This window comes from Azospirillum fermentarium, assembly GCF_025961205.1.
GTDB classification, from domain to species: Bacteria; Pseudomonadota; Alphaproteobacteria; order Azospirillales; family Azospirillaceae; genus Azospirillum; species Azospirillum fermentarium.
In genome coordinates this window covers 1,128,067-1,152,951 of sequence record NZ_JAOQNH010000001.1, presented here as the reverse complement: position 1 = coordinate 1,152,951, position 24,885 = coordinate 1,128,067, and the positions used below count along the sequence as shown (strand labels likewise).

Below are 24,885 nucleotides of genomic sequence, written 5' to 3'. Positions count from 1 at the left end.
ATGGCGGCGGAAGCACGGGAACCGGAAACGGAATCGGCAACCGCCGCGGCGCGGCCCGGCATTACCGGCTGCCACATCCTGGTTGTGGACGACACCGATTTCAACCGCCTGCTGATCGGAACCCTGCTGGAGGATGGCGGCTATCACAACGTCGCCTATGCCAAGGACGGGGTGGAAGCGCTGGAGGCCATGGCCCGGCAGGTGCCGGATCTGGTGATCCTGGACATCATGATGCCCGGCATGGACGGGTACGAGGTGTGCCGCCGCCTGCGCGCCGATCCGGTCCTGGCCGATGTGCCGGTGCTGGTGCAGACCGCCCTGTCGTCCAGCGACGACCGCAACCAGGCGTTCGCCGCCGGCACCACCGACCTGATCACCAAGCCCATCGAACGCACCGAACTGCTGGCACGGGTGGCCATCCACCTGGAAAACCGGGTGCTGATCCGCGACCTCAGCCATTACCGCACGCGGGTGGAAGGGGAACTGGCGGTCGCCCGCTCGATGCAGGACCACCTGCTCCCCGCCCGCGCGGCACTGGATGCGGTGAGCGCGCGCACCGGGGCGGCCATCCGCGTTCACAGCCTGCCGGCCCACGACATGGGGGCCGACATCTGGGGCGTCGTGCCGCTGGAGGGCCTGCGGTTCGGCGTCTATCTGCTGGACATGGCCGGGCGGGGGGTGACGGCGGCGCTGAACGCGTTCCGCATGCACACGCTGATTCACGAGCCGGGAACGCCGCTGGACGACCCCGCCGCCTTTCTGGGCGACCTCAACCGCCGGGCGGCCACGCTGCTGGAACTGGGCGACCACGCCGCCCTGCTGTACGGGGTGGTGGATACCGGCGCGCACAGCTTCACCTATGCCGCCGCGGCGTCCATGCCGCCGCTGGTGCTGAGCGGCGGGCAGATCGTCCAGGGGGATGCCGCCGGCCTGCCGCTGGGGGTGGCGCCGGGCACGCGCTATGAATCCCGCACCCTGCCCTTTCCCGCCGACGGGGTTCTGATGCTGTGCTCCAACGCCATTCACGACGCGCTGGACGGCAGCGGTGCCGGTGACGGCGGGCTGGCCGCGGTGGCGGCGGGGATTCTGACGCCGGCGGACCGGCGCGCCGGCTTCGCCGCCATGACCGCGGCGCTGGAAGCGGCCCTGGGGGCGGCGCCGGGCGACGACCACACCTTCATCTGGATCGACCGCAGCGGCGGCGACGGGGTGTCTCCATGACCGACGCCGCCCACACCGCCGGCCTGCCCGACCTGCAGGCGTGCCGCATCATGGTGGTGGACGACAACCGGGTGAACCGGCACCTGCTGCTGGCCCTGCTGGAACGGGACGGCTTCCGCAGCGTGGAGATCGCCGAGGATGGGGTGGACGCGCTGGAGCGCATGGCCGCCTTCCGCCCCGACCTGATCCTGCTGGACCTGATGATGCCGCGCATGGACGGGTTCGAAATGTGCCGCCGCCTGCGCGCCGACCCGGACTGGCAGGATCTGCCGGTGCTGGTGCAGTCCTCCCTCAACCGGGCGGAGGACCGCGCCAAGGCGTTCGCCGCCGGGGCCACCGATTACGTCACCAAGCCGCTGAACGCGCTGGAACTGCTGGCGCGGGTGCGCATCCACCTGCAAAAACGGGCGTTGCTGCGCGACCTGACCCAGTTCCGCCAGCGGACCGAAGCCGAACTGGCCTTTGCCCGCCGGATGCAGGAACGGCTGATGCCGGGACCGGAGCGGTGCGCCGCCGTCCACAGCGCCACCGGCATCACGGTGAACGCCCATTTCGCCCCGTCGTCGGAACTGGGGGGCGATTTCTGGGGCATGCGGCCCGACCCGCGGCATCCGGGACGGCTGCACCTGTATCTGGTGGATTTTTCCGGCCACGGGGTGGGGGCGGCGCTCAACACCTTCCGCCTGCACGCCATCTTGCAGCAGACCCCGTTCGGTGGCAGCGACGGCCCCGCCGACGTGCTGGCCGCCATCAACCGCCGCCTGTGCACCCTGCTGCCGCGGGGACAGTTCGCCACCATGCTGGTGGGGGAGATCGACCCGCAGGCCGGGTGCCTGCGTTATGCCTCCGCGGGGTCCACCAAGCCGATGGTGTGGGCGCCGGGGGATGCGGCACCGATGATGGGGGACAGCGCCGGCCTGCCCCTGGGGCTGGCCGGGCAAGCGGTCTACGACACCCGCGAACTGCCGCTGCCCCCCGGCGGGCGGCTGTTCCTCTATTCCGACGCCGCCATCGAGATTCCGGTGGGCCGCGACGTGCTGGACGACACCGGCCTTGCCACCCTCATCACCCCCCATCTGCACGAACCGGACGGGGCGCGGTTCCTGTCGGTGCTGACCGACGGGCTGCACGCCACCGGCCCCATCGACGACGATCTGACCGCGCTGCTGTTCACCCGGACGGCGTAAGGGCGGCGGCGCCGTCGGCCACGGCGGCCATCACCCGCACGCCGGGGAAACGCATGGTGACGGTGGTCCCCTGCCCCACGGTGCTGGCGAAGGTCAGCGCTCCGCCGTGCAGCTCCATCAGGCTGCTGCTGATGGCCAGCCCCAGCCCGGTGCCGCCGAACCGCCGGGCGATGGAGGTGTCGGCCTGCTGGAACGGTTCGGTGATGCGGGCCAGCGCGTCCGCCTCGATGCCGATGCCGGTGTCTTCCACGGCGATGATCAGGTCGCCGTCCGCCGTCAGTCCCGCGGACAGGGTGACGCGCCCGCCCTCGGGCGTGAACTTCACGGCGTTGGACAGCAGGTTCAGCACCACCTGCCGCACCGCCCGCTCGTCGCCGCACAGGAACGGCAGGGCAGGCGGCACCACGCTGTCCAGCGTCACCCGCCCCTGGTCCGCCGCCACCGACGCCACCGTCAGGCACCCGCCCAGCAGCTCGGCCACGTCGATGGGCCGTTCATCCAGCACATAGCGCCCGGCTTCCAGCTTGGACATGTCCAGCACGTCGTTGATCAGTTCCAGGAGATGGGTGCCGCTGTTCTGGATGTGGCGGGCGTATTCCACATAGCGCGGCGTGCCCATGGGCCCGAACACCTCGTGCAGCATCAGCTCGGAAAAGCCGATGATGGCGTTGAGCGGCGTGCGCAGCTCGTGGCTCATGGTCGCCAGGAACGCGCTCTTGGTCCGGCTGGCGCTCTCGGCCATTTCCTTGGCGCGGGCCAGCCGCTCGGCGGCCAGCAGCCGTTCGGTGATGTCGCGCACCACGATCAGGCAACGCCCGTCGTCCAGCCGCACGCCGCTGGCCTCGCACAGCATGACCCGCCCGTCCTGGTGGCGCAGCGCCAGCTCCCCGCGCCAGCCCAGGGAGTCCAGCATGGTGGCCATGGCGGCGCGCGTCTCCTCGGCCTTGCCGTGCCCCTCGGGCACCAGGGCGTAGAGGGTCATGCGCAGCAGCGCATCGCGGGAAAAGCCCAGCACCTGCGACGCCGCCGGGTTCACGTCCACGAAGCCGCCGTCGCCGTCGGCCACCAGAATTCCTTCCAGCGCGGCATCGAGATAGGAGCGCAGGCGCGCCTCGCTGCGGCGCAGACCGTCTTCGATCGCCTTGCGCTGGGTGATGTCGCGGGCCTCGGCCACCAACTGGACGACGGCGCCGTCCTTGCCGGCCACCGGCTTGACCGACAGGTCCAGGGTCCGGCGGGCGCCGCCGACCTCCAGGCTGGTCTCCACCCGCACCGATTCGCCCGCTGCCGCCCGCTCCACCGCATCGCGCAGGCGCAGGCTCCACAGGGACCGCCCGCTCCACGGCGGCACCTCCCACGCCGGCCGGCCCACCAGCGCGTCGGCCGGCAGGCCCGCCAGTTCCAGCCCCGCCCGGTTGATGTCCAGCACCCGCCCGGCGGGGGACAGCATGACCATGGCCTGGAACGAGCTGTCGAAGATCGCCCGCGCCCGCTGCTCGCTGTCGTCCAGAGCGCCGGCCGTCGCCTCCAGCCGGGCCAGATAGCGCAGCAGCAGCACCATCAGCGTGGTGGTCAACAGCCCCAGCCCCAGCATCTCCATGACATTCTGCACCACGCCCGCGCGCCAGGAGGCCAGATAATCCTCTTCCGCCAGCCGCACGGCGACCGACAGGGGAAAGCCCTCCACCGACCGGACGGACACCACCCGCGGCACCTCGTCCACGCTGGACGGGCCGTGCAGCGTGATGCTGCGCACCCCCGACGCCACCGCCGGCAGGCCCAGGCCGGGGCGCTCCCCCCCGGGCACCGCGGCCCGGCCCGGATGGCGCACGATGACCGCGCCCTGCCGGTTCCACAGGGTGATGATGCCGTGCGGCCCGATGTCCAGGCTGGCGTAGAAGCGGCGGAAATGCTCCACGTCCACCACCGCCCACACCACCCCGGCAAAGCGGCCCTGGGAATCGTTCAGCCGGCGGCTGACCGCCACGAACCACCCCCGCCCGATCCGGCTTTGCAGCGGTTCGGAAATGAACGTCCCCAGATCGTCGTGATCCCGGTGGATGGTGAAGAAGGGCCGGTCCGCCGCCGACACCACCCCGCCCAGCCCCAGCCCATCCTGGATCACGTTGCCCTCGGCGTCGGTGATCACAAGGTTGCGGTAGGCGGCGCGGGGGTTGAGCCATGTGCGCAGCAGCGCCCCCGTCAGCCGCATGTCGGCGCCCTTGGAGCCGGTCTGCACCGCCAGGGCGTCGGCGATGGAAATCAGGGCCACCTCGGCGGAGCGGAAGGCGGCACCGGCGTGCACCTCCAGCGCGCTGGCCAGATTCTGCGACTGGCGCACGGCGTCGGCGGTCATGCGGTCGCGGCCGCGCACCGCGTTCAGGGTGATTTCCACGGCCATCCCGCCCAGCACCAGCACCAGCGTGCCCAGCAGCACCAGCCGCAGCCGCAGCATCAGGGCGATAGCCCCCCGCCGCCCCGCCGGCCCTGCGGGGGCCGGGGGAACGCCGGGGCCGGTTTTCGGGGAAGGCGGTGTCACAGGGCGGCGGGATCCGATGGTGATGGAGAAATCATGTAAGGTGCTGATGGGCGTTTGGGTATTCTCATATGAAAATCGTCGGACGGAAACGCCGGAAAAAAACCCGCTCGACATTTCCCCGGCGGACGGGGCATCAAGACGGCCTCATGATCGGGGAGATCGTCCGGTGCAGGATCTGTTTCACGATTCGGCCTTCATCATGCTGATGGCCAACCTGCTCAGCGTGTGGCCGCTGGCCCGCGTGCTGACGCGGGCGGGGCTGGATTGGCGGTGGTCGCTGGTGACCCTGGTGCCGCTGGTGGGCATGACGGTGGTGTTCGGCGTGCTGACCTTCCGCCGCTGGCCCAACCGTCCCGCCGCCGTCCGCCGGGCGCCCAAGGCCCGCCGCGAAGCCTGACCCCGCAACAAGGAAGGATGGGACCGATGGAAACCCTTCTGGCCGTGTACGGCGCCCCGTGGACGTGGCTGACGCGGCAGGAGCCGTGGCTGTCGATGCTGATCGTGTCGCTGATCCTGACCGCCAAGCTGTCGCTGGGCGGCTGGGTTCTGGCCAAGGCCGGGCGCAGCCCCTTGTGGATTCTGGTCCTGCTGCTGCCGTGGGCGGAGGTGCCGGTGCTGTGGTTCTTCGCCTACAGCCGCTGGCCGTCGATGCCGGGCGGCGGCGCTGACGACTCCGCCGCACAATCCCCCCCTTGAAGGCCGGGCCGGTCCGCCGTAGTGTCGCAGATCCGTTTCAACCTCGGTGAAGTGTCCTTCCATGAGCGGCGCGTCCGGTAAAGAGATCAAGAAGGTGGTGCTGGCCTATTCCGGCGGCCTCGACACCTCGGTCATCCTCAAGTGGCTCCAGGAAACCTACCGGTGCGAGGTGGTGACCTTCACCGCCGACCTCGGTCAGGGCGAGGAGCTGGAACCGGCCCGCGCCAAGGCCGAGATGCTGGGGATCAAGCCGGAAAACATCTTCATCGACGATCTGCGCGAAGAGTTCGTGCGCGATTTCGTCTTCCCGATGTTCCGCGCCAACACCCTGTACGAGGGCACCTACCTGCTGGGCACCTCCATCGCCCGGCCGCTGATCGCCAAGCGCCAGATCGAGATCGCCAATCAGGTCGGCGCCGACGCCGTGGCCCACGGCGCCACCGGCAAGGGCAACGATCAGGTGCGCTTCGAGCTGGGCTATTACGCGCTGCGCCCCGACATCAAGATCATCGCGCCGTGGCGCGAATGGGATCTGAACAGCCGCACCAAGCTGATCGACTACGCCGAAAAGAACCAGATTCCCATCGCCAAGGACAAGCGCGGCGAGGCGCCCTATTCCACCGACGCCAACCTGCTGCACATCTCCTACGAGGGGAAGGCGCTGGAAGATCCGTGGGTCGAGCCGTTCGAAGACATGTTCACCCGCTCGGTCGCCCCGGAAAAGGCGCCCGACACCCCGACCTACGTCGAGGTGGAGTTCAAGAACGGCGACGCCGTGGCCATCGACGGCAAGGCGATGTCCCCGGCCCAGATCCTGACCGCGCTCAACACGCTGGGCGGCGACAACGGCATCGGCCGTCTGGATCTGGTGGAAAACCGCTATGTCGGCATGAAGTCGCGCGGCGTGTACGAGACGCCCGGCGGCACCATCCTGCTGGCCGCCCACCGCGCCATGGAAAGCATCACGCTCGACCGCGGTGCCGGCCATCTGAAGGATGAGCTGATGCCGCGCTACGCCGAGCTGATCTACTGCGGCTACTGGTGGTCGCCGGAGCGTCTGGCGCTCCAGGCCCTGATCGACCAGACTCAAGCGGTGGTCAACGGCACCGTCCGGCTGAAGCTGTTCAAGGGCAACGTCAGCGTCGTGGGCCGCAAGTCGCCGAACTCCCTCTACCGTCTCGATTACGTGACGTTCGAGGAGGACAGCGTCTACAACCAGAAGGACGCGGAAGGCTTCATCAAGCTCAACGCGCTGCGCCTGCGCCTCGGCGCCATGGCCAAGGGCAATCTGAAGTAAGAACGCCCCGTCTGCCGCGCCCCCGGCCCCGGTTCACCCCGGTGCCGGGGGCGTTTTCATGTCTTCTGCCAGGATGACCGCCCCATGACGGAAACCGCCCCCTCCCGCCGGCCCACAGCCGTGGTGTTCGACATCGGCAAGGTTCTCATCGAATGGGATCCCCGCCACCTGTACCGCGAGCTGTTCGGCGGCGACGAAGACCTGATGGAGCATTTCCTCGGCACCGTCTGCACCCCCGACTGGAACCTGGAACAGGACCGCGGGCGCCCATGGGACGAGGCGGTGCGGCTGCTGGCCGCCCAGCACCCCGACTGCACCGAGCTGATCCGCGCCTATGACGACTGCTGGGACATGATGGTCCCCGGCCCCATCGACGGCACACCGGAGATTCTCGACGAGTTGAAGGCCCGCGGCACGCCGGTCTACAGCATCACCAACTTCTCCGCCGCCAAGTTCGAACGGACCCGGAAGCGCTTCGGCTTCCTTACCCGCTTCGACGGCATCGTCGTGTCGGGCGAAGCCGGTCTGGTGAAGCCGGACCCGGCCATCTATCATCGCCTGTTCGACACCTACGGCCTGAACCCGGCGGACCTGTACTTCATCGACGACTCGCTGCCCAACGTGGAAACCGCCCGCAGCCTCGGCATGACCACCCACCACTTCGCCGGTGCCGGCGCGCTCCGCACCGAGATGGAAGCGCTGGGGCTGCTGTGAGGCGAAGGGGACGGCGTCCCCTTCGTCCCCCCTCACCCCATCAGCGCTTCCACATCGGGCGGGAAGGTGCAGCGGTTCTTGCCCTTGGCCTTGGCGTGGTACATGGCGGCGTCGGCGGCGGCGACCAGGGCGTCGGGGGTGGCGCCATCGACGGCGTAGACGGCCATGCCGACGCTGGCGGTGACGGCGCCGTCCACCTGTGCGTCCTGAACGGTCAGGGCGATGGGGCGGCACAGGGTGTCCACGATCTTCTGCGCGACGGCGCGGGCGGTGGCGCGGTCCTGGGCGTCGGCCAGGATGATGATGAATTCGTCGCCGCCCACCCGCGCCACGGTGTCGGAGCCGCGGACGCAGGCCAGAAGCCGTGTGGCGGTTTCCTGAAGCACCTGATCCCCCGCCCCGTGGCCCCAGCGGTCGTTGATGGGCTTGAAGCCGTCGAGGTCGAGATAGAGCAGCGCGAAGCGTCCGCCGGCACGCTGGGCACGCCCGACGGCCTGGGACAGCCGGTCGGCGAACAGCAGCCGGTTGGGCAGGCCGGTCAGGGCATCATAATTCGCCAGCTTCCACGTGCGGTCCTCATCCTCCTTGCGGGAGGTGATGTCGTGCATGACCGCGACATAGTGGGTGGGGGCGCCGCCGCCGGGGCGGATGGGGGCGACGGAGGTGGAGGATACGAACGCCTCCCCCGACCGCCGCCGCAGCCACAGGTCGCCGGACCAGAAACCGGCGCGCTCCACCCCGGCCCACACGGCATCGTAGAGGGATTCGGCCTGACGGCCGGATTCCAGCAGACTCGGGGGCTGCCCCACGGCTTCGTCGGCGGGGTAGCCGGTGATCCAGGTGAAGGCGGGGTTCACCTGTTCGATGCGGTGGTCCAGGGACAGCACCATCACCCCGTCGCGCACCGATTCCAGGATGGCGGCGGCCAGCTTCTGCGCCTCCTGCCCCTTCTTCACGGCGTCGATGTTCTGGCAGCCCACCAGCATGGCCAGATCGCCGCCGTGAAGGAAGCGGGCGGCCGAGAGCATGGCCCACCACAAGGTGCCGTCGGGGCGCATCATGCGCACCTCGAACCCGCGCACGCTGCCGTTGGCGCGCACCGCGGCCATCAGCGACCGGACATCCTCGGGGTTGGCGATATAGGGGAAGAAGTTGTGGCCCGACAGGGTGGGGACAACCGCCTCCCCCCCCTCGCCGCCATGCGCCGGCCCGGCCCCGGCGCCGGCACCGAACAGGGCGGAGGCGCTGCGGTTGGCCTGCACCACCACGCCGTCCTCCAGCCGCACCACGGCCATGGCGACGGGGGCGGCGGCGAAGATCTGTTCCAGCCGCATCTGGGCCGCGTGCATCTGTTCCTGCAGCCGGGTCTGGGCCGTGATGTCGGTCATGAGGGCGGAGGAATGCAGCCGCCCGTCCGGCGGGCCGGCGGTGGTGGTGGCGTTGACGCGCAGGTTGACCCGCCGGCCGTTGCCGCCGCGCAAGGTGACCTCGTAGCAGCGCTGGTCGCCGATGGTGCGGCGGGTCAGGTGATGGGCGATGACCGCACGGCTGGAGTTGGTGGACAGATCCAGCAGCGGGGTGCCCACCAGTTCGGTCCGCGGGCGCTCCAGAATGCGGCACAGGGCGTCGTTCACATCGATGATGCAGCCGTCGGCGTCCACCTCCAGATAGCCTTCGGCGGTGGCGGCGATGAACCGGCGGTAAGTCGCCTCGGTCAGGGACAGGGCGTCGGCGGAGCGGCGGGCCCTGGCCTCCGCCATGCGCCGCCCGGCGGACAGCAGGCCGAGACCGCCCCACAGCAGAACGCTCATTCCCACCCCACCCCACAGGATGAGGGTGGACGCGGGGTGCGCCCCGGTCAGCCCGCCGGCCAGGGCGGTGAAGCGCACCTCCCACACCCGTTCGCCGATGTGCAGGGCCATGGCGCGGGATACGGTGACGGCGTCCTGATCCGCCATCACCAGCCCGCGGCGCTCGTACATCGGGATGCCCGGCTGGGCCTCGGTGATGTCGGTCAGGGTCATGTCGATGCCCGGCTGGCCGGTCAGCAGCGAATCGGCCAAGGGCCCCATGCGCAGGGCCGCCACCACCCACCCGCTCAGGGCCGCCCGCCGCTCCTCCACCGTGGCCGGCACGGTGCCGCCGCGGTAGACGGCGGCCATCATCAGCACGTCGCTGCCGCTGGCGCCGGGGCTGAGCAGGGTCAGGCGGCGGCTGAGCGCGACCCGGCCGCTGTCGCGCGCCTGATCCGCCGTCTGGCGCCGGACATCGTCGGTGGCAAGGTCATAGCCGACCATGCCGCCCACCGCGGGGGGCATGGCCTGGACCACCACATACGCAGGCAAACCGGAGGAAACGGGCACGCCGGGGGCCGGCGGCTCCGCGCCCGCCTTGGGCGTGATGCGGAAATCAGGCTGGACCGCGATGCGCGCCGCGGTGAACCGGGCCAGGTCCGCCGGCGGGACCATGACCGCCAGGCCAAAACCGGCGATGCCGGGGTAACGGTTGAGGATGTCTTCGGCCGGCACGAAACGGCGCAGCACCTCCTCTCCCGCCGGGCCGGCGGCGGGCAGGGCGGCGCGGGCCGCCGACACCAGCCCTTCGTACCGGCTGAGACGCTCCTGCAGCGCGTTGCCGAGAACCACCGCCTGCTGGTCGAAGACGGCTTGGTTGCGCGCCGTCTCCTCCGCCGCTTCCCGGTGCCAGGCAATCACAGTGATCACCAGGCATACGGCCAGAGCAGCCCAGGGAATGGCATCGCGCAAACGCCCCAGACGGCGGGAAAGGGGGCTCTTACGGCGTTCCGACACGACAACCTCCGATGGCGTAACGCAGCACGACAGGAAAGTTTTTAATCTTTCCCCTCACAAATATTCTACCTCTTCATTCATCACCGTTCAAATTGTCAAGCTGCGGCATAAAAATACTTTCGACAGCCAACAAACCCGGTGGCCCTGTGCTTCTTCTGTTTTTGTCGGAAAAAATATTGTTCATAAAGGTGCCACTTCGTGCACCGGATGGCGGTATCATGACCGGCACCCCTTCCTTCCCCACACGATGGCCCGAGACAGCATGGTTCACGACGACAGCGATGCGGACGGCACCGGCCCCGATTCCGGGCAGGGCGAGGGCGGGGGCCGGCTGCGCATCGATAAATGGCTGTGGTACGCCCGTTTCTTCAAAACCCGCAGCCTGGCGGCCAAGGTGTGCGCCAGCGGCGTGGTGCGGGTGTCGGGCACCCCCATCGCCAAGGCCCATTACGCGGTGAAGCCGGCCGACGTGCTGACCTTTCCCCAGGGGCGGCACATCCGGGTGGTGCGGGTCACGGCGCTGGGCACCCGCCGCGGCCCGGCGGACGAGGCGCGCACGCTGTACGAGGATCTGGCCCCGCCGGCCCCGGAAACCGCCATGGACACCCCCCACCGGGTGCCCGGCCACCACCCCGCCGCGTCCGGCCCCCGCCCGGTCAAGCGGGACCGCCGGGCGCTTGACCGGCTGACGGGGCGCGACGGTGCCGGCGAGGATGGGTGATCTCCGTCCGGGACCGCTTGCGCACTTATGAAGACACGATCATCTTCCCGGCAGTCCGGCAGCGGTGGCTGCGCTTTGGGAAAGCCCGTTCATGTTCGACATCCTTCTCGACCCCAACGCCTGGGCCAGCCTGCTCACCCTGACGGCGCTGGAAATCGTCCTCGGCATCGACAACATCATCTTCATCTCGATCATGGCGGCCAAGCTGCCGGAGCATCAGCAGAAGACCGCGCGGCAGGTGGGGCTGGCGCTGGCGCTGATCTCGCGGCTGGCGCTGCTGGCCTCCATCGCGTGGGTGGCCACGCTGACCCGGCCCCTGATCAGCCTGGGCGATCTGGCCTTCTCGGGCCGCGACCTGATCCTGATCGGCGGCGGGCTGTTCCTGCTGGCCAAGGGCACCATGGAAATCCACCATTCGGTGGAAGGCCACGACGACGGCGGCCCGGCGGCCAAGGCCGCGACCTTCGCCGGGGTGGTGGCGCAGATCATGGTGCTGGACATCGTGTTCTCGCTGGACAGCGTCATCACCGCGGTGGGCATGTCGCAGCATCTGGAAATCATGGTGGCGGCGGTGGTCATCGCCGTGGGCGTGATGCTGTTCGCGTCCGGCCCGGTGGGGGATTTCGTCAACCGCCACCCGACGGTCAAGATGCTGGCCCTGTCGTTCCTGCTGCTGGTGGGCGTGGCGCTGACCGCCGACGGCATGGGGTTCCACATCCCCAAGGGCTATCTGTATTTCGCCATCGCCTTCTCCACGCTGGTGGAGGCGCTGAACCTGATGGCGGCGGCCCGGCGCAAAAAGGCCCGCGCGAACGCGGGCCATTGATGCCGGAAGCGATTCGCTTGGGGGCGTCAGCCTCCAAGCGGCGCCGATGATGCCTCCTTGCGCAGCACGGTGACGGTTTCGCCGCCGATGCCCCAGTTGTCGGTGTCCACCTCGTCGATGACCACCACGGTGGTCTTGGGGTTCTTGCCCAGCACATCGACCAGAAGCTGGGTGGCGCCGCGGATCAGGGCGGCCTTTTGCTCGGGCGTGGCGCCTTCGCGGGTGATCTTGATGTTCACGTACGGCATGGGACCGTCTCCGTCGCTGGGGATAAGGTGCGGCGGCGGGACAGCACCCACCCCGCCGCCAGAAGAACCGCCGCGGCCAGGACCGCCACCGCGGCCCCCGTCAGTGCGGCGGTGTAGGAACCCGTGTGCGCCACCGCCATGCCCGCGGGCAGCGGCCCGATGATCTGGCCCAGCCCATAGACCGCGGTCAGCGTGCCGACCACGCGCCCCGCCGATCCGGCGGACAACTGCCGGCCCAGGGTGAAGGACAGCGACACGATGCCGATGAAGGTGCCGCCGAACAGCGCCGCCGACAACACCCCCGCCGCCGGCCCGCCCAGCAGCGGCAGCACGATGCCCGCGGCCTGCGCCACATGGGCGGCCAGCAGCGCCGGCCACGGGCCGATGCGCCGGCCCAGCCAGCCCCAGAACAGCCCCGATCCCATGCCGGCCAGACCGGCCACCATCCAGGCCACCGCCCCGACGCCCGCGGTGTCCGGCGCCTGCTTCAGCAGCGCCACCAGAAAGGTGCCGGTGACGATGTAGCCGCCGCCTTCCAGGAAATAGGCCGCGGTCAGCAGGATCAGCGGCAGGGAGAACGCCGCCCCGGCGGCAGGAACCGCGGCGGCCGGGGCCGGCACCGGGGCCGCGTCGGCCGTGTGGTCGCGCACCGCCCGCCAGGGCAGGATCGCCAGCCCCCCGGCGATGGCGCCCAGCGCCAGCCAGCAGCCGTTCCAGCCCAGCGCCGGTTCGGCCAGCCCGACGAACAGCCCCGATCCGGCGATGCCGGCGCCGATGCCGGTGTAGATCCACGCCGCCAGCGATTCCCGGCCCGCACGGGTCAGGGCGTCGAGCACCATGGCGATGCCCAGGATGAACACCCCGGCGCTGGCCAGCCCCGAGATCAGCCGCAGCACCGCCCAGACCGTGCGGTCATCGCTGAGCCCCATGGCCGCGGTGCTGAGCACGCTGGCCGCCAGCGACAGCCGGAACACCCGCCCCCGCACCGCCCCGTGGGGCACCCGTGTCACCGCCACCGCGCCCAGGAAATAGCCCAGGTAGTTGAGCGAGGCCAGAACACCCGCCCCGTCACCGCCCAGGCCGGTGGCCGCCTGCATCGCCGGCAGCAGGGGGGTGTAGGCGAACCGCCCCACCCCCATCGCCAGCGCCAGCATCGCAACACCCCCCGCCAACACCGGGACCATCGCCCGCTCCTTTTCTTTCTGCATCACACGACCCTTCGGCAGCCAGAGGATGGCGCGGCCCTGCCGCCATTTCCAATGAATTGTTTCGATGATATCCTTCACTCAAAGTGATGGCGGAGGGAAGATCATGGATCTGGCGGGGCTGCGGGTGGTGCGGGCGGTGGCGGACACGGGCAGCGTCAGCCGGGCGGCGGGCACGCTGAACTGCGTGCAGTCCAACGTCACCGCCCGGCTGAAGAAGCTGGAGGAGGATCTGGGGACCGCGCTGTTCCACCGCCCCAACCAGGGGGCGGGCCGCGGAGGCGCGCGGGGGATGGTTCCCACCGCCGCCGGGCGGGTTCTGGCCGATTACGCCGACCGCATCCTGCGCATGGTCGAGCAGGCCCGCCACGCGGTGGACGAGGCGGCGGGCCGCGGCGGGCGGCTGGCGGTGGGGTCGATGGAATCCACCGCGGCGGTGCGGCTGCCGCCGCTGCTGGCGCGGTTCCACCGGGCCCACCCGCTGGTGGAGCTGACCATCGTGCCCGGCCATTCGGAAAACCTGCTGTCCGACGTGCTGTCCTATCGCCTGGACGGGGCGTTCGTCGGCAGCCCGGTGGTGCATCCCGACCTGATCGCCGAACCGATCTTCGAGGAGGAAATGGTCCTGGCCGGGCCGGCGAGCTGGGGCGACGGGGACGGGTGGCCCGGCGGCACGGACACGCCCGAGTCGCCGCGGGTGCTTCTGGCGTTCGGGCGCGGCTGCTTCTACCGGGCGCGGGCCGAGGCGGCGCTGCGCCGCGCCGGCATGGTGCCGTTCCGGGTGATGGAGTTCGGCACGCTGGACGCCATTCTCGGCTGCACCGCCGCCGGCATGGGGGTGACGGTGATGCCGCGGGCGGTGCTGGAACGGCAGCCGTGGCGCGGGTTGCTGTCGGTGCGGCCCCTGCCCGCCGATCTGGCGGCCATGCCCACCTTGTTCGTGCGGCGGGCGGACGTGCCGGCGACAGGGGCGCTGAGCGCGTTTCTGGCGCTCATGCGAGGCAAGCGCACCCCCGATGATGAGGCAAGAGCGCCCACAAAACCGGCAGGGTTGCAGCCGGTGGAGGCAACATGCTAGGCAGGCGCCGAGCGGTTGCCGCGGTTCTGTCCGCTGGGGCCTGGACCCATCGTGTCCAGGCTTCGGCCAGCGCGGCAGTGACCGGCACCCCGAACGGCGGCCCCCCACCGGCCCCGGCCAGAACAGCGGAGAACGAGCGATGCCTTACGTCGTGACCGACGGCTGCATCAAGTGCAAGTACACCGATTGCGTCGAGGTGTGCCCCGTGGATTGCTTCTACGAGGGCGCCAACATGCTGGTCATCAACCCCGACGAATGCATCGACTGCGGTGTGTGCGAACCGGAATGCCCCGCCGAGGCGATCATCCCCGACACCCAGCCCGAAGCCGAACAGTGGCTTGAGCTGAACCGCGAATACTCGGGCAAGTGGGCCAACCTGACCCGGAAGAAGCCGGCCCTGCCCGACGCCGACAGCTTCAAGGGCGTGCCCGGCAAGCTGGCCGACCTGGATCCCACCTCCGGTCCCGGCAACGAGTGACGCCAAGCGGGGTGCGCCGGATCATCCGGCGCACCCCCAGTCCGGCGCATACCCAGTTTGCCCGCCCCTCTTTTTTGATGACGTGCCGGGGGCGGTGGTGCACGATCGGGCGGTGGCACGCGCCTTGGTCATACCGCTGCCCCATGCTATGCGATTCCGGCGGGGCGGCTATCCTCTGCCGGGGCGTGAATCTGTCCGCCGCCGGCTGCCTTCCATTTGTAACTCGGGCGTAACATCGCTATAATGCGAGCGCGGGGACGGCCTCTGCGCCATTGCCGGCCCCTTCGTCGTGTTACACCTTTATGACTGTTGGTTCCTGCCGAAGCGGACTCCAGCCCTTCGGTCGGGCCGTTACTGTCAATTGTCTTCGTCCCGTTCCACCGGGGCGGTCAAAATGGCGTGATCGCGAGACGTGAGAGCCACACAAAATGTCGAACAAGCTTGAGTTCGAAGCAGGCGACTTCGTTGTCTATCCGGCGCATGGCGTCGGGCGAGTTGATGGCATCGAAACCCATTCCATCGCCGGTATGGAAGTCCAGCTTTACGCGATCACTTTTGAAAAAGAGCGCATGACGCTCAAGGTGCCGGTGGCGAAGGCCAAGACCGCCGGCCTGCGCCGCCTGTCCAGCAAGGACCGCATCAAGACCGCCCTGGAAACCCTGGAAGGGCGTTCGCGCATCCGCCGCACCATGTGGAGCCGCCGGGCGCAGGAATACGAGGCCAAGATCAATTCCGGCGATCCCGTCGCCATCGCCGAGGTGGTGCGCGACCTGTACCGCGGCACCGACCAGTCCGACCAGTCCTACAGCGAACGCCAGATCTATCAGTCGGCGCTGGAACGTCTGGCCCGTGAACTGGCCGCCGTCGAGAAGATCGACGAGATGAAGGCCACCGAACGGCTGGAACAGGTTTTGAAAAAGGCCGCCTGATTTCCCGGCCGGGCACGCATGCCGGAAAGGCCCCGCAAGGCGTTCAGCCCCTTGCGGGGCCTTTGCCGTTTGGGAGCACGGCACGGGGAACGGCGCGCACGGCCGCCGCGGCACAATCCCCCGGCGCCGCCCTGTGCGATGGGGTCAAGCACGCTCCGAAAGCATCGGTGCGCGAAGCCCGTCAGCGCCGTCCAGCCCCAGATGAAGGGCGAATCGGTTGGGATGCAGGATGCGGGTGGATCCCACGCGCTCCACCGACAGGACCGCCTTGTCCTGGGTGACCAGGGCGTCGGCCTGACCGGCCAGCGCCAGGGCCAGGAATTTGTCGTCGGTGGCGTCACGGCACAGGCGTTCCACGCACGGCGGCTCGATCATCAGCGCCTCATCCCGGATGGCGGCCACGAAGGCGCGGCGGGCGCCGGCCGGGATGTAGCGGTCGAACACCGGGCGGGCCGCCACCTCTTCCAGCTCGGCCCAGGTCTCGGGGGACAGCAGCAGCACCCCGCGGGCACGGGCTGCCGCCACCACCGCGGCCACCACCACGCCACGCCGGTGCGGGCGGGCCACAGGCGGCAGAGCCGCAGCCATAAGAACATTGGTGTCAAGGACATAGCGGGGGCGTGCCATAAGCGGTCCGGCGCTGTTGTAAGGATGGGGTGGGAATACCCCTATGCGGAATTGTGTTTTTATTAAACTTAGAAACAAAATTACGGCGAATTATTTGATATAAACATCGTAACATTCTTGTGACCCTACACCCTATGGGGTAGAAGAAAGCGCCCGTTGCCGGTTGGAAACAGGATTTTTCGGCATGACCACCATCCTCGTCGTTGATGATAGCCGTCTGGCCCGTGACATGGTGAGCAGCGCCATCGCGTCGTTGCAGCCCGGCTGGACCATTCTGACCGCCGTCAGCGGCGACGACGCCCTGGCAAAGCTGGGGACGGCGGCGGAAGCGCCGGTCGCCGCGGTGGTGGATTACAACATGCCGGGCATGGACGGGCTGACGCTGGCCAACCACCTGCGCGAACGCTATCCCGGCATGCCCATCGGCATTCTGACCGCCAATGTGCAGGACGCCCTGCGCAAGAAGGCGGAGGCGCTGGGCTGCCGCTTCCTGCCCAAGCCGATCACCACGGACAAGATCCGCGGTTTTCTCAGCGATTCCGGGGTGTGAGCATCATGCAGGGTCTGGAGCTGGACGCCGACGAAGCGGACGCCATCGCCGAACTCTTCAACATCGGGATGGGCGAGTCCGCCGCCGCGCTGAGCGGCATGGTGGGGGAAGAGGTGTTGATGGCGGTGCCGTCCCTGCGGGTGCAGCGCCGGACCGACATCATCCACGGCATCCCCGCCGGCACCGCCGGGCGCATGTGCGCGGTGGAGGAGCGGTTCAGCGGCCCGTTCTCCGGTGACGCCATGCTGCTGTTCACCGAGGCGGAGGGGCTGGCCCTGGTGCGCCGGCTGATTCCCGGCGACGCCACCACGCCGGGAGCGGACGAGCAGGACGCGCTGACCGAGATCGGCAACATCATCCTGAACGGCTGCCTTGCCAGCTTCTCCAACCTGATCGCCGGCGAGGTGGAGGGCAGCGTGCCCGGCTACCGCGCCGGCACGGCGGAAGAGGTGATCGGGCACGCCGACGATCCGGTGCTGACGGTCAGCATCGACGTGGCCCTGGCGGCGGGGGACGCCTCGGGCCGGGTGATGTTCCTGTTGGACATCGCCTCCCGCGATGCTTTCCGCCTGGCCGTCCGCCGCCTGCTGGAAGGTGCGGGCGGCGCCTGACGGGCGGGATGCACGGGGCTCTTGCCCTTGCCGGGAGCAGCGCCGCCGGCCCGTTCAGCCGTGCAACACCCCCGCAATCGCCCCCGCCAGCCCCATGCCGTTGCTGGCGTGCGGCACCCCGTCCGCCGACACCACCGCGGGCACCCCGGTTTCGGCGAAGCGCCGCTGGGCCGCATCCCCGAACAGGGCGTGGACGGCGTAGACCCCCGCCACGGTTCCCCCCGCCGCCCGCACCGCCGCGGCGCAGGAAATAATGGTCTCCCCGGAGCTGATGACGTCATCGACGATCATCACCCGCCGCCCGGCCAGCCCGGCGGCCCGAATGTCGGGCGGCAGTTCCACCGACACGTCGCGGTCGCCGCGGCGCACCTTGCGCCCCACGGCCCAGCGCAGCCCCAGCGGCTCGGCGATGCCGCGCACCAGCGGTTCGGATTCCTCGTCCGGGCCGGCGATGACGGTATCGTCCCCCACGCCCGCCGCGGCCAGATGGGCGGCAATGACGCCGGCCCCCGACAGGGCGGTGGCGGGACGGCCGGGGAACACCGCGTCAAGCTGGTGGGTGCGGTGAAGGTGCGGCTCGACACAGACGAAGCGGTCGAAATGCTGGGCCAGCAGCGCGCCGATAACGGTCTGGCTGACCGGCTCGCCGGGGCGGAAGATGGCGTCCTGGCGCATATAGGCCATGTAGGGGGCGACCAGACACAGGCTCTGCGCGCCCTGGCGCCGCAGCACGGATGCGGCCAGCAGCAGTTCCACCAGCTTGTCGTTGGGCCGGTCGAGGGAGCGGTACACCACCGCCCGCTCCACCGCCTGGGGCAGGCGCACCAGGCTTTCGCCGTCGGGAAAGCGGTGCAGTTCGGCGATGTGGCACGGGACGTCCAGGGCCGCGGCCAGACGGGCCGCCCCTTCCGCCGATTCCGGGAAACCATAGACCGCCGTGTAACGGCTCATCAGTTCACCTGTCTGTGGATGCTGCCGGGGGTGGCCCCGTTCCCCTGACTGTGGCCCGTGGTGCCCCGGTTTGGCAAACCCTGCATCGGCGGCGCCCCTGTTGGGGAGGATGGCAAGAAGGCGGTAGGGGCGTCTTGCCGAACGGCGGTGATTCCCACGGGCAGGAGACACGGGCGCCCCGAAGGCCAATATCACTCCCAGGCCCATCGAACCGGAGCGACCGACCCGTGCCCCTGACGACCGACCGCCCTTCGGCACAGACCCTGCGCACCGCCACCCCCGCCCCCTGCGGCCTGCCGACGGAGGAGGTGGCGGAACGGCTGGCCGTCTATCTGTCGGGAATGCCGGCGGATGTGCGCGACTCGGCCTTGATGGCCTACCGCGGGGTGACGGTGGCGCTGATGACCCGGCGGGGAATCGGGACGGCAGAAGCGGAAGAGCGGATGGACCGCATCATGGGTCTCATCCGCTCCCGTCTGGTGGCCATCGAACGGGCCGGCGGCGGGGTTCCAGGCCGCGCCTGACGCCCCGCCGTTTCTGGATCAATGCGCCTGCTGGATCGCCGACAGCACCCACGCACCGCCGCGCGGACGGGTGAAGGTCCACAGTTCGGTGGCTTCGGTGGGCTGGTTGGCATTGCCGTCCACCACCCGGCCACCGGCGCGTTCGACGGTGACGTCGATGCACGAGAAGCGCAGGGCGACGGTGGCGTATTCGGCCGTGCCTTCGGCCCAGGCTTCGGACAGATCGCCCTGGAGCAGCTTGACGTCGCTGACGCGGTTGACCACGCCGCGCTCGGTGTTGGCGGCCAGATCGCCGGCGAAATAGGTCGCCATTTCCAGGGTCGCCAGGGTCCGCAGGGCGGCATTGTCCTCGCGGGAATAGGCGTCCTGCACCGCAATCAGCAGCCGTTCGAAGGCGGCGTAATCCTCGGGCCCGATGCCGATGTCGTCATGGGCCGTGCGCCGCTGGGCCGGCGCCGCCGAGGCACCGCCCATCAGGCCGCCCAGACCGCCGGCCATGCCACCGCCAAGGCCACCCAGACCGCCCAGACCCTGACGCGGGCTGTGTGCGGTGTCGGGAGCGGCGTTGGTGTTGGGCATGCCGCCGGCATTGTTGGCCATGCCGCCGGCATTGTTAGCCATGCCGCCGGCATAGGCCGGCTGGGCCCCGCCCTGCTGCTGCTGGCTGCGGCGGCGGAAGAAATTGATCGCCAGCTTGACCAGAACCACCACCAGCAGCGCCTGCAGCGCGAAGCCCAGAATGCCGGCGAAGCCTTCCAGCCCGCTGAAGAAGCCGCCGCCGAACAGCAGCCCGGCGATGCCCGCACCCAGCAGGCCGCCCATCACGGCACCCATGAAGCCCCCGCGGGAGAAGAACCCGCCCGAGGCCGGGCGCTGCATGCCGGCGTTGGCCATGCCGGGCTGGTTCATGCCCGGCTGCGCCGCCGAGGACGGCGGCGTCATGCTGCGTTCCATGGGCTGGGCGGTGTTGGGCGCGGTGGATGTCGCGGCGGGCGTATCGCCGGTGCGGCTGCCGCGGCTGCCGCTGGAGGAGGTCTTGCCGGCCCGCGCGTCGGCCAGGCCGGCAGACAGTGCGATCACCAGGGCGGCGGACAGGGCGGCCACGGTGCGGAAACGGCGGGAGGGGCGAAGGGCGTTCATGGGCTTTGCGTCGTCTTGTTGATCGAAGGGGACGGCGTTCACCCGCCTATGTGGGATCACCTACGCATTTTGTTAGGGGGTGCCCTGCAGTTTCTTGGCAGGGCACCCGCAGAATCAGCAGCACTCGTCTTCCAGCTTGCGCAGCAGCGCCAGACCTTCGGTATCGTCGTAATCGTCGAACAGTTCTTCGATGTAATAGACATGGGAGCACAGAAGGCACAGGCCGTCGGCGGTGCGGGCGTGCACGTCCTCGGCCTTGGCGATGCGTTCCTTGAACCGTTCCCAGAAGGGGTTGGTCTTGGCCGGGTCATCGATGTGCTTCATGATGACGGCCAGCAGGCGGGTGCTGTTGTCCTCGCAGTTGATGCCGCGGAAGCTGACGTAGCGGTCGGGGGATTCGGTGTCGGCGGTGTCGTTCATGGGATCGTCCGGCGTGTGTGACGGGGGAATGAACCCTTTGTCGCGAAAGCCGGACCGCCGCCGCAACGGCCGGTCAACGGACGGCACCACCGTTTCATGAACGGCGTTTCCGCCGCACGAATTGCATCGGTGACAAACGATCCGTCTACACCGCGAACAGGCGGCGGATGGTGTCCAGCCGCGACCGGCTGACCGGCACCAGCGGGGTGGCGGCGGCGGTGGTGACCAGCATGGTCCGCCCGTCCTCGCGCTGGACGCCGCTGGTGTGGTGCAGGTTGACGATGTAGCTGCGGTGGACGCGCAGGAAGCTGGCGCGGTCCAGCCGTTCCTCCAGCTCCGACAGGGCCAGGGGACAGAACCCGTCCTCGGCCTTGGTGGCGGCGATGGTGTAATGGCCCTCGGCGCGCAGGTAGACCACCTCGTCCAGGGGCAGCAGCCCCACCCCGGCCCCGCGCGACACCGGCAGCTTCAGCAGCGGGGCGGGCGCGCTGGCGGTGGCGGCGGTGATGGGTTCCTCATCGACCGGATAGAGGGTCAGGCAGATCCCCTCCCCCATGGCGAGTGCCGTGGCCTTCAGCAGCAGCACGCGGCCCGGCAGGGTCACGGCCATGGACGCTCCCTGCTGTTCCCGCGCCGCCTGGAGGATCCACGCCAGCTTCCCCCGCGAGGCCGGGGGATGGACGGCGGCGATGTCCTGCCCCACCAGCTTGGGCGCGGAATAGCCCAGCAACTGTTCCGCCGTGTGGTTGAGCGAGCGGATGCGCCCGGCATCGTCCAGCAGGACGACCCCGGCTTCCAGGCGTTGCAGGCGGTAGGCGAAGCTGTCCATAAGACCCCGGCGGCTGAGGCCCCCATCTATACATGATTTCCCGGGCCCGGTATGCCCCGTCCCACATCATCCCCCCCGCGCCCGTGACGCACTGGACGGGGACACGGTGAGCGGGTAGCTTGGCCGCTCGTGATTTTCCCCTTTCCCCAAAAACCGGATTCCGTCTGATGCGCCCCTCCGGCCGAGCGTTCGACCAGCTTCGCACCGTTTCCCTGGAACCCAACGTCAGCAAGTACGCCGAAGGCTCGTGCCTGGTGAAGTTCGGCGACACCCATGTGCTGTGCACCGCCAGCGTCGATACCTCGGTCCCGCGGTTCCTGAAGAACACCGGGCTGGGGTGGGTGACGGCGGAATACGGCATGCTGCCCCGCTCCACCCACAGCCGCACCGACCGTGAGGCGGCCAAGGGCAAGCAGACCGGGCGCACCCAGGAAATCCAGCGCCTGATCGGGCGCAGCCTGCGCGCCGTCACCAACCGCGCCGCCATGGGCGAGATGCAGGTGAAGGTGGACTGTGACGTGATCCAGGCCGACGGCGGCACCCGCACCGCCGCCATCACCGGCAGCTTCGTCGCCCTGCACCTGGCCTTCCAGCACCTGAAGGAGATCGGCGCGCTGAAGACCATGCCGCTGGAGGACCATGTGGCCGCCGTGTCCTGCGGCATCCATCAGGGCACCGCGGTGCTGGATCTGGACTATGCCGAGGATTCGGCGGCCCAGGCCGACGCCAATTTCGTGCTGACGGGCAATGGCGGGCTGGTGGAGATCCAGGCCACGGCGGAGGACAAGCCCTTTGCCGAGGCCCAGTTCCTGGAACTGCTGGCGCTGGCCCGCAAGGGCATCGGCGAGCTGGTGGCGCTCCAGAAAGCAGCGCTCGGCCTGTAAAGGATACGCCCCATGACCGACACCCCCCGCCGCTTCACCGGCGACACGCTGGTCATCGCCAGCCACAACGCCGGCAAGGTGCGCGAGATCGCCGACCTGCTGGGGCCGTACGCCGCCACCTTCACCTCCGCCGGTGCCCTCGGCCTGCCGGAACCGGAGGAGACGGGTGATACCTTCATCGCCAACGCGATCTTGAAGGCCAGGGCCGCGGCCCAGGCCGGGCATGTGGCGCTGGCCGACGACAGCGGGCTGGCGGTGACCGCGCTGAACGGTGCCCCCGGCATCTATTCCGCCCGCTGGGCCGGACCGGAAAAGGACTTCGCCATGGCCATGCGCAAGGTGGAGGACGGGCTGGCCGGGCAGGAGGACCGCACGGCGGAATTCGTCTGCGCCCTGGCGCTGGCCTGGCCCGACGGCCATGTGGAGGTGGTGGAGGGGCGCTGCCCCGGCACGCTGGTGTGGCCGCCGCGGGGCGGGAAGGGGTTCGGTTACGACCCCGTGTTCGTGCCCGACGGCTACACCCAGACTTTTGCGGAGATGGAGCCGGCGGCCAAGCACGGCATGAGCCACCGGGCCGAGGCGTTCCGCCAGCTTGTGGAACGCTGCTTCCGCTAAAATCGGTGGGCGCCGACACGAAAACGCCCCCGGTGGATGGAGCCGGGGGCGTTTCCGTCACACGTGGAACAGGCCGATGCCGTTTACTCGGCGGTGGCCGAGGTCACGCCGGTCTTCTGATTCCACTTCAGGGTCAGCTTGCTGATCTGGCAGAGGTTCAGGTCTTCCCAGATGGCGCTTTCACCGTCGTCGTAGGTGACCTTCATGTCCCACTTACAGGTCTTTTCAGCCTTGCCGAACTGCAGGTCGAAGGATTCGCTGTCGTTCAGCACATCGCGGCCCAGGACGTCTTCATCCCAGCTGTTGTTGTTGGCCTCCGACACATAGATGTGCTTGATCGGATAGCCGGTCTTGTTGACGATGCTGAAGTCCTGCTGGCCGGCCATGGCGCCGGTCGAAGTCAGGGTCAGGGCGAACGCGGCAGCGGCGAGCGACAGGAAGGCCGAACGCATGGAGTCTCTCCAGAAATGGTGGTCGCTCATCTACGCCGCGGTAACTTTTTGCTGTCAAGAATGGGTTAATCTCTTTAGAGAGTGAACGATCTGGGCCGGTCTGTGGAAAACTTCGCCATGAGCAACAAAGCCGGTGACGCCGGTTTCGCCATCTACGTCCATTGGCCGTTCTGCCGGTCGAAATGCCCGTATTGCGATTTCAACAGCCACGTCCGCGCCAACATCGACCAGGAGCGGTGGCGCCGCGGTCTGCTGCGGGAACTGGATTATTACGCGGCCAGCACACCGGGCCGAACGGTGACTTCGGTGTTCTTCGGCGGTGGCACACCGTCACTGATGGAGCCGGAAACGGCTGCTGCCGTCATCGACCGCATCGCGGCACGCTGGACCTTGGCGGAAGGTGCGGAAATTACCCTGGAAGCTAATCCGACATCGGTGGAAGCCGGACGTTTTCGTAATTTTCGTGCCGCGGGCGTAAACCGGGTCTCGCTGGGCATCCAGGCTTTGAACGACTCGGACCTGCGGTTCCTCGGGCGCCAGCACGACTCAGATGAGGCGCTGGCGGCGGTGCGGCTGGCCGCATCCACCTTCCCCCGTTTTTCCTTCGATCTGATCTATGCCCGTCCCGGCCAGACGGTGGCGGCGTGGCGGGCGGAAATGGCGCGGGCGCTGGCGTTCGCGGTGGGGCACCTGTCGGTCTATCAGTTGACCATCGAGGAGGGGACGGCGTTCCATCCCGCCCACGCCCGCGGCGATTTCACCCTGCCCGACGAGGATCTGGCCGGCGCCCTCTACGACGTGACGCAGGAGGTTCTGGCCGATGCCGGCCTGCCGGCCTATGAGGTGTCGAACCACGCCCGTCCGGGGGAGGAGTCGCGCCACAACCTGACCTATTGGCGCTATGGCGATTACGTGGGCATCGGCCCCGGCGCCCATGGGCGGCTGACCCTGGACGGGGAGAAATGGGCCACCCGCGGCCACCGCGCGCCCGAGGTGTGGCTGGACCGGGTGGAGCGGGACGGCCACGGCGGCCACGCCCCCGACTCCATTCCCCCCGATGCCCGGACGACGGAAGCGCTGATGATGGGCCTGCGCCTGACCGAAGGGGTGCCGTGGGCGCGTCTGGGCGGGCGGAGCGCGGTGGACGCCGCGGCCCTGGCCCGTCTGATATCCGGCGGCTTCCTGACCGACGACGGTGAACGGGTAACCGCCACCCCCGAAGGCCGCGTCCGCCTCAACGCCGTCCTGGCGAGCCTTTTGCCGTAAGAAAAAACCTGATGGGTCCGGGAAGCCGTGCTTTCCGGGCGGGGCCTGGGGCAGCCGCCCCAGCCCT

At 69.2% G+C, this 24,885-nt stretch carries 27 protein-coding genes; 17 read left to right on the top strand and 10 right to left on the bottom strand.

All coding sequences use genetic code 11. The annotated features are described in order from the left end of the window. Entirely contained in the window at nt 1–1,221 is a 1,221-nt protein-coding gene (locus M2352_RS05410; RefSeq protein WP_264663478.1) for a response regulator, read from the top strand. After that, the gene (locus M2352_RS05405; RefSeq protein WP_264663477.1) at nt 1,218–2,408 is read left to right on the top strand and encodes a PP2C family protein-serine/threonine phosphatase; all 1,191 of its coding nucleotides are present in this window, start codon (nt 1,218–1,220) and stop codon (nt 2,406–2,408) included. Before M2352_RS05410 ends, M2352_RS05405 begins: the two co-directional genes overlap by 4 nt. Here M2352_RS05405 and M2352_RS05400 read toward each other — a convergent pair. After that, the gene (locus M2352_RS05400) at nt 2,392–4,947 is read right to left on the bottom strand and encodes a PAS domain S-box protein (RefSeq protein ID WP_264663476.1); all 2,556 of its coding nucleotides are present in this window, start codon (nt 4,945–4,947) and stop codon (nt 2,392–2,394) included. The genes M2352_RS05405 and M2352_RS05400 overlap by 17 nt on opposite strands. Before the next feature lie 166 nt (nt 4,948–5,113). Here M2352_RS05400 and M2352_RS05395 point away from each other — a divergent pair, with 166 nt between their 5' ends. From M2352_RS05395 to M2352_RS05380, 4 genes are all read left to right on the top strand, one after another. Continuing rightward, the gene (locus tag M2352_RS05395) at nt 5,114–5,344 is read left to right on the top strand and encodes a hypothetical protein (protein WP_264663475.1); all 231 of its coding nucleotides are present in this window, start codon (nt 5,114–5,116) and stop codon (nt 5,342–5,344) included. A gap of 26 nt (nt 5,345–5,370) precedes the next feature. Continuing rightward, a complete protein-coding gene (locus tag M2352_RS05390; RefSeq protein WP_264663474.1) occupies nt 5,371–5,643 on the top strand; it encodes a hypothetical protein in 273 nt (90 codons plus the stop codon). A 61-nt stretch (nt 5,644–5,704) separates the two neighbouring features. Next, nucleotides 5,705–6,940 carry an argininosuccinate synthase gene (locus M2352_RS05385; protein WP_264663473.1) on the top strand — a complete coding sequence of 412 codons (1,236 nt, stop codon included), beginning with the start codon at nt 5,705–5,707 and terminating at the stop codon, nt 6,938–6,940. A gap of 84 nt (nt 6,941–7,024) precedes the next feature. Continuing rightward, complete coding sequence (locus tag M2352_RS05380; RefSeq protein ID WP_264663472.1) at nt 7,025–7,654, top strand: HAD family hydrolase; 630 nt, start codon at nt 7,025–7,027, stop codon at nt 7,652–7,654. 32 nt (nt 7,655–7,686) lie between these two features. Here the strand turns inward: M2352_RS05380 and M2352_RS05375 are convergent, their stop codons facing one another. Beyond that, the gene (locus M2352_RS05375; RefSeq protein ID WP_264663471.1) at nt 7,687–10,377 is read right to left on the bottom strand and encodes a sensor domain-containing diguanylate cyclase; all 2,691 of its coding nucleotides are present in this window, start codon (nt 10,375–10,377) and stop codon (nt 7,687–7,689) included. Nucleotides 10,378–10,726: 349 nt separating this feature from the next. Here M2352_RS05375 and M2352_RS05370 point away from each other — a divergent pair, with 349 nt between their 5' ends. Further along, complete coding sequence (locus M2352_RS05370) at nt 10,727–11,185, top strand: RNA-binding S4 domain-containing protein (RefSeq protein ID WP_264663470.1); 459 nt, start codon at nt 10,727–10,729, stop codon at nt 11,183–11,185. A 91-nt stretch (nt 11,186–11,276) separates the two neighbouring features. Next, nucleotides 11,277–12,011, top strand: coding sequence for a TerC family protein (locus tag M2352_RS05365; RefSeq protein WP_264663469.1), 735 nt, complete (start codon nt 11,277–11,279; stop codon nt 12,009–12,011). A gap of 26 nt (nt 12,012–12,037) precedes the next feature. Here M2352_RS05365 and M2352_RS05360 read toward each other — a convergent pair whose 3' ends face one another. Next, nucleotides 12,038–12,259 (bottom strand): tautomerase family protein, encoded by a 222-nt coding sequence (locus tag M2352_RS05360; RefSeq protein WP_264663468.1) that lies wholly within the window; start codon nt 12,257–12,259, stop codon nt 12,038–12,040. Beyond that, a complete protein-coding gene (locus M2352_RS05355; RefSeq protein ID WP_264663467.1) occupies nt 12,247–13,443 on the bottom strand; it encodes a YbfB/YjiJ family MFS transporter in 1,197 nt (398 codons plus the stop codon). The genes M2352_RS05360 and M2352_RS05355 overlap by 13 nt, the downstream gene beginning before the upstream one ends. Before the next feature lie 127 nt (nt 13,444–13,570). Here M2352_RS05355 and M2352_RS05350 point away from each other — a divergent pair, with 127 nt between their 5' ends. From M2352_RS05350 to M2352_RS05340, 3 genes are all read left to right on the top strand, one after another. Beyond that, nucleotides 13,571–14,542 (top strand): LysR family transcriptional regulator, encoded by a 972-nt coding sequence (locus M2352_RS05350; protein WP_264663466.1) that lies wholly within the window; start codon nt 13,571–13,573, stop codon nt 14,540–14,542. A 139-nt stretch (nt 14,543–14,681) separates the two neighbouring features. Further along, nucleotides 14,682–15,020, top strand: coding sequence for a ferredoxin FdxA (fdxA, locus tag M2352_RS05345; protein WP_264663465.1), 339 nt, complete (start codon nt 14,682–14,684; stop codon nt 15,018–15,020). Nucleotides 15,021–15,448: 428 nt separating this feature from the next. Further along, nucleotides 15,449–15,949, top strand: coding sequence for a CarD family transcriptional regulator (locus M2352_RS05340; RefSeq protein WP_264663464.1), 501 nt, complete (start codon nt 15,449–15,451; stop codon nt 15,947–15,949). A gap of 144 nt (nt 15,950–16,093) precedes the next feature. Here the strand turns inward: M2352_RS05340 and M2352_RS05335 are convergent, their stop codons facing one another. Beyond that, nucleotides 16,094–16,576, bottom strand: coding sequence for a putative toxin-antitoxin system toxin component, PIN family (locus M2352_RS05335; protein ID WP_264663463.1), 483 nt, complete (start codon nt 16,574–16,576; stop codon nt 16,094–16,096). 184 nt (nt 16,577–16,760) lie between these two features. Here M2352_RS05335 and M2352_RS05330 point away from each other — a divergent pair, with 184 nt between their 5' ends. After that, nucleotides 16,761–17,126 (top strand): response regulator, encoded by a 366-nt coding sequence (locus M2352_RS05330; RefSeq protein ID WP_264663462.1) that lies wholly within the window; start codon nt 16,761–16,763, stop codon nt 17,124–17,126. Nucleotides 17,127–17,131: 5 nt separating this feature from the next. Beyond that, on the top strand, nt 17,132–17,737 hold the full coding sequence (locus tag M2352_RS05325; RefSeq protein ID WP_264665307.1) for a chemotaxis protein: 606 nt from the start codon (nt 17,132–17,134) through the stop codon (nt 17,735–17,737). 54 nt (nt 17,738–17,791) lie between these two features. On the opposite strand, the gene M2352_RS05320 is transcribed toward M2352_RS05325, so the two are convergent. Next, a complete protein-coding gene (locus M2352_RS05320) occupies nt 17,792–18,688 on the bottom strand; it encodes a ribose-phosphate diphosphokinase (RefSeq protein WP_264663461.1) in 897 nt (298 codons plus the stop codon). Nucleotides 18,689–18,915: 227 nt separating this feature from the next. On the opposite strand from M2352_RS05320, the gene M2352_RS05315 reads away from it, so the two are divergent. After that, the gene (locus tag M2352_RS05315; protein ID WP_264663460.1) at nt 18,916–19,212 is read left to right on the top strand and encodes a hypothetical protein; all 297 of its coding nucleotides are present in this window, start codon (nt 18,916–18,918) and stop codon (nt 19,210–19,212) included. Nucleotides 19,213–19,230: 18 nt separating this feature from the next. On the opposite strand, the gene M2352_RS05310 is transcribed toward M2352_RS05315, so the two are convergent. From M2352_RS05310 to M2352_RS05300, 3 genes are all read right to left on the bottom strand, one after another. Next, a complete protein-coding gene (locus M2352_RS05310; protein WP_264663459.1) occupies nt 19,231–20,352 on the bottom strand; it encodes a Tim44 domain-containing protein in 1,122 nt (373 codons plus the stop codon). 114 nt (nt 20,353–20,466) lie between these two features. Further along, nucleotides 20,467–20,772 carry a N(2)-fixation sustaining protein CowN gene (gene cowN / locus M2352_RS05305; protein ID WP_264663458.1) on the bottom strand — a complete coding sequence of 102 codons (306 nt, stop codon included), beginning with the start codon at nt 20,770–20,772 and terminating at the stop codon, nt 20,467–20,469. A 145-nt stretch (nt 20,773–20,917) separates the two neighbouring features. Further along, on the bottom strand, nt 20,918–21,601 hold the full coding sequence (locus M2352_RS05300) for a PAS domain-containing transcriptional regulator (protein ID WP_264663457.1): 684 nt from the start codon (nt 21,599–21,601) through the stop codon (nt 20,918–20,920). A gap of 167 nt (nt 21,602–21,768) precedes the next feature. Here M2352_RS05300 and rph point away from each other — a divergent pair, with 167 nt between their 5' ends. Beyond that, nucleotides 21,769–22,485, top strand: coding sequence for a ribonuclease PH (rph, locus tag M2352_RS05295; protein WP_264663456.1), 717 nt, complete (start codon nt 21,769–21,771; stop codon nt 22,483–22,485). 12 nt (nt 22,486–22,497) lie between these two features. After that, nucleotides 22,498–23,100 (top strand): RdgB/HAM1 family non-canonical purine NTP pyrophosphatase, encoded by a 603-nt coding sequence (gene rdgB / locus M2352_RS05290; RefSeq protein ID WP_264663455.1) that lies wholly within the window; start codon nt 22,498–22,500, stop codon nt 23,098–23,100. 83 nt (nt 23,101–23,183) lie between these two features. Here rdgB and M2352_RS05285 read toward each other — a convergent pair whose 3' ends face one another. Beyond that, entirely contained in the window at nt 23,184–23,552 is a 369-nt protein-coding gene (locus M2352_RS05285; protein WP_264663454.1) for a hypothetical protein, read from the bottom strand. Between the two features lie 117 nt (nt 23,553–23,669). On the opposite strand from M2352_RS05285, the gene hemW reads away from it, so the two are divergent. After that, the gene (gene hemW / locus M2352_RS05280; RefSeq protein ID WP_264663453.1) at nt 23,670–24,818 is read left to right on the top strand and encodes a radical SAM family heme chaperone HemW; all 1,149 of its coding nucleotides are present in this window, start codon (nt 23,670–23,672) and stop codon (nt 24,816–24,818) included. The last annotated feature ends 67 nt before the right edge of the window (nt 24,819–24,885 follow it).

Coding starts and splice junctions, on each gene's coding strand:
- M2352_RS05410 (WP_264663478.1), top strand. CDS start 1: ATGGCGGCGGAAGCACGGGAACCGGAAACGGAATCGGCAACCGCCGCG.
- M2352_RS05405 (WP_264663477.1), top strand. CDS start 1,218: ATGACCGACGCCGCCCACACCGCCGGCCTGCCCGACCTGCAGGCGTGC.
- M2352_RS05390 (WP_264663474.1), top strand. CDS start 5,371: ATGGAAACCCTTCTGGCCGTGTACGGCGCCCCGTGGACGTGGCTGACG.
- M2352_RS05385 (WP_264663473.1), top strand. CDS start 5,705: ATGAGCGGCGCGTCCGGTAAAGAGATCAAGAAGGTGGTGCTGGCCTAT.
- M2352_RS05380 (WP_264663472.1), top strand. CDS start 7,025: ATGACGGAAACCGCCCCCTCCCGCCGGCCCACAGCCGTGGTGTTCGAC.
- M2352_RS05370 (WP_264663470.1), top strand. CDS start 10,727: ATGGTTCACGACGACAGCGATGCGGACGGCACCGGCCCCGATTCCGGG.
- M2352_RS05365 (WP_264663469.1), top strand. CDS start 11,277: ATGTTCGACATCCTTCTCGACCCCAACGCCTGGGCCAGCCTGCTCACC.
- M2352_RS05360 (WP_264663468.1), bottom strand. CDS start 12,259: ATGCCGTACGTGAACATCAAGATCACCCGCGAAGGCGCCACGCCCGAG.
- M2352_RS05355 (WP_264663467.1), bottom strand. CDS start 13,443: ATGGTCCCGGTGTTGGCGGGGGGTGTTGCGATGCTGGCGCTGGCGATG.
- M2352_RS05350 (WP_264663466.1), top strand. CDS start 13,571: ATGGATCTGGCGGGGCTGCGGGTGGTGCGGGCGGTGGCGGACACGGGC.
- fdxA (WP_264663465.1), top strand. CDS start 14,682: ATGCCTTACGTCGTGACCGACGGCTGCATCAAGTGCAAGTACACCGAT.
- M2352_RS05340 (WP_264663464.1), top strand. CDS start 15,449: ATGTCGAACAAGCTTGAGTTCGAAGCAGGCGACTTCGTTGTCTATCCG.
- M2352_RS05335 (WP_264663463.1), bottom strand. CDS start 16,576: ATGGCACGCCCCCGCTATGTCCTTGACACCAATGTTCTTATGGCTGCG.
- M2352_RS05330 (WP_264663462.1), top strand. CDS start 16,761: ATGACCACCATCCTCGTCGTTGATGATAGCCGTCTGGCCCGTGACATG.
- M2352_RS05325 (WP_264665307.1), top strand. CDS start 17,132: ATGCAGGGTCTGGAGCTGGACGCCGACGAAGCGGACGCCATCGCCGAA.
- M2352_RS05320 (WP_264663461.1), bottom strand. CDS start 18,688: ATGAGCCGTTACACGGCGGTCTATGGTTTCCCGGAATCGGCGGAAGGG.
- M2352_RS05310 (WP_264663459.1), bottom strand. CDS start 20,352: ATGAACGCCCTTCGCCCCTCCCGCCGTTTCCGCACCGTGGCCGCCCTG.
- cowN (WP_264663458.1), bottom strand. CDS start 20,772: ATGAACGACACCGCCGACACCGAATCCCCCGACCGCTACGTCAGCTTC.
- M2352_RS05300 (WP_264663457.1), bottom strand. CDS start 21,601: ATGGACAGCTTCGCCTACCGCCTGCAACGCCTGGAAGCCGGGGTCGTC.
- rph (WP_264663456.1), top strand. CDS start 21,769: ATGCGCCCCTCCGGCCGAGCGTTCGACCAGCTTCGCACCGTTTCCCTG.
- rdgB (WP_264663455.1), top strand. CDS start 22,498: ATGACCGACACCCCCCGCCGCTTCACCGGCGACACGCTGGTCATCGCC.
- M2352_RS05285 (WP_264663454.1), bottom strand. CDS start 23,552: ATGCGTTCGGCCTTCCTGTCGCTCGCCGCTGCCGCGTTCGCCCTGACC.
- hemW (WP_264663453.1), top strand. CDS start 23,670: ATGAGCAACAAAGCCGGTGACGCCGGTTTCGCCATCTACGTCCATTGG.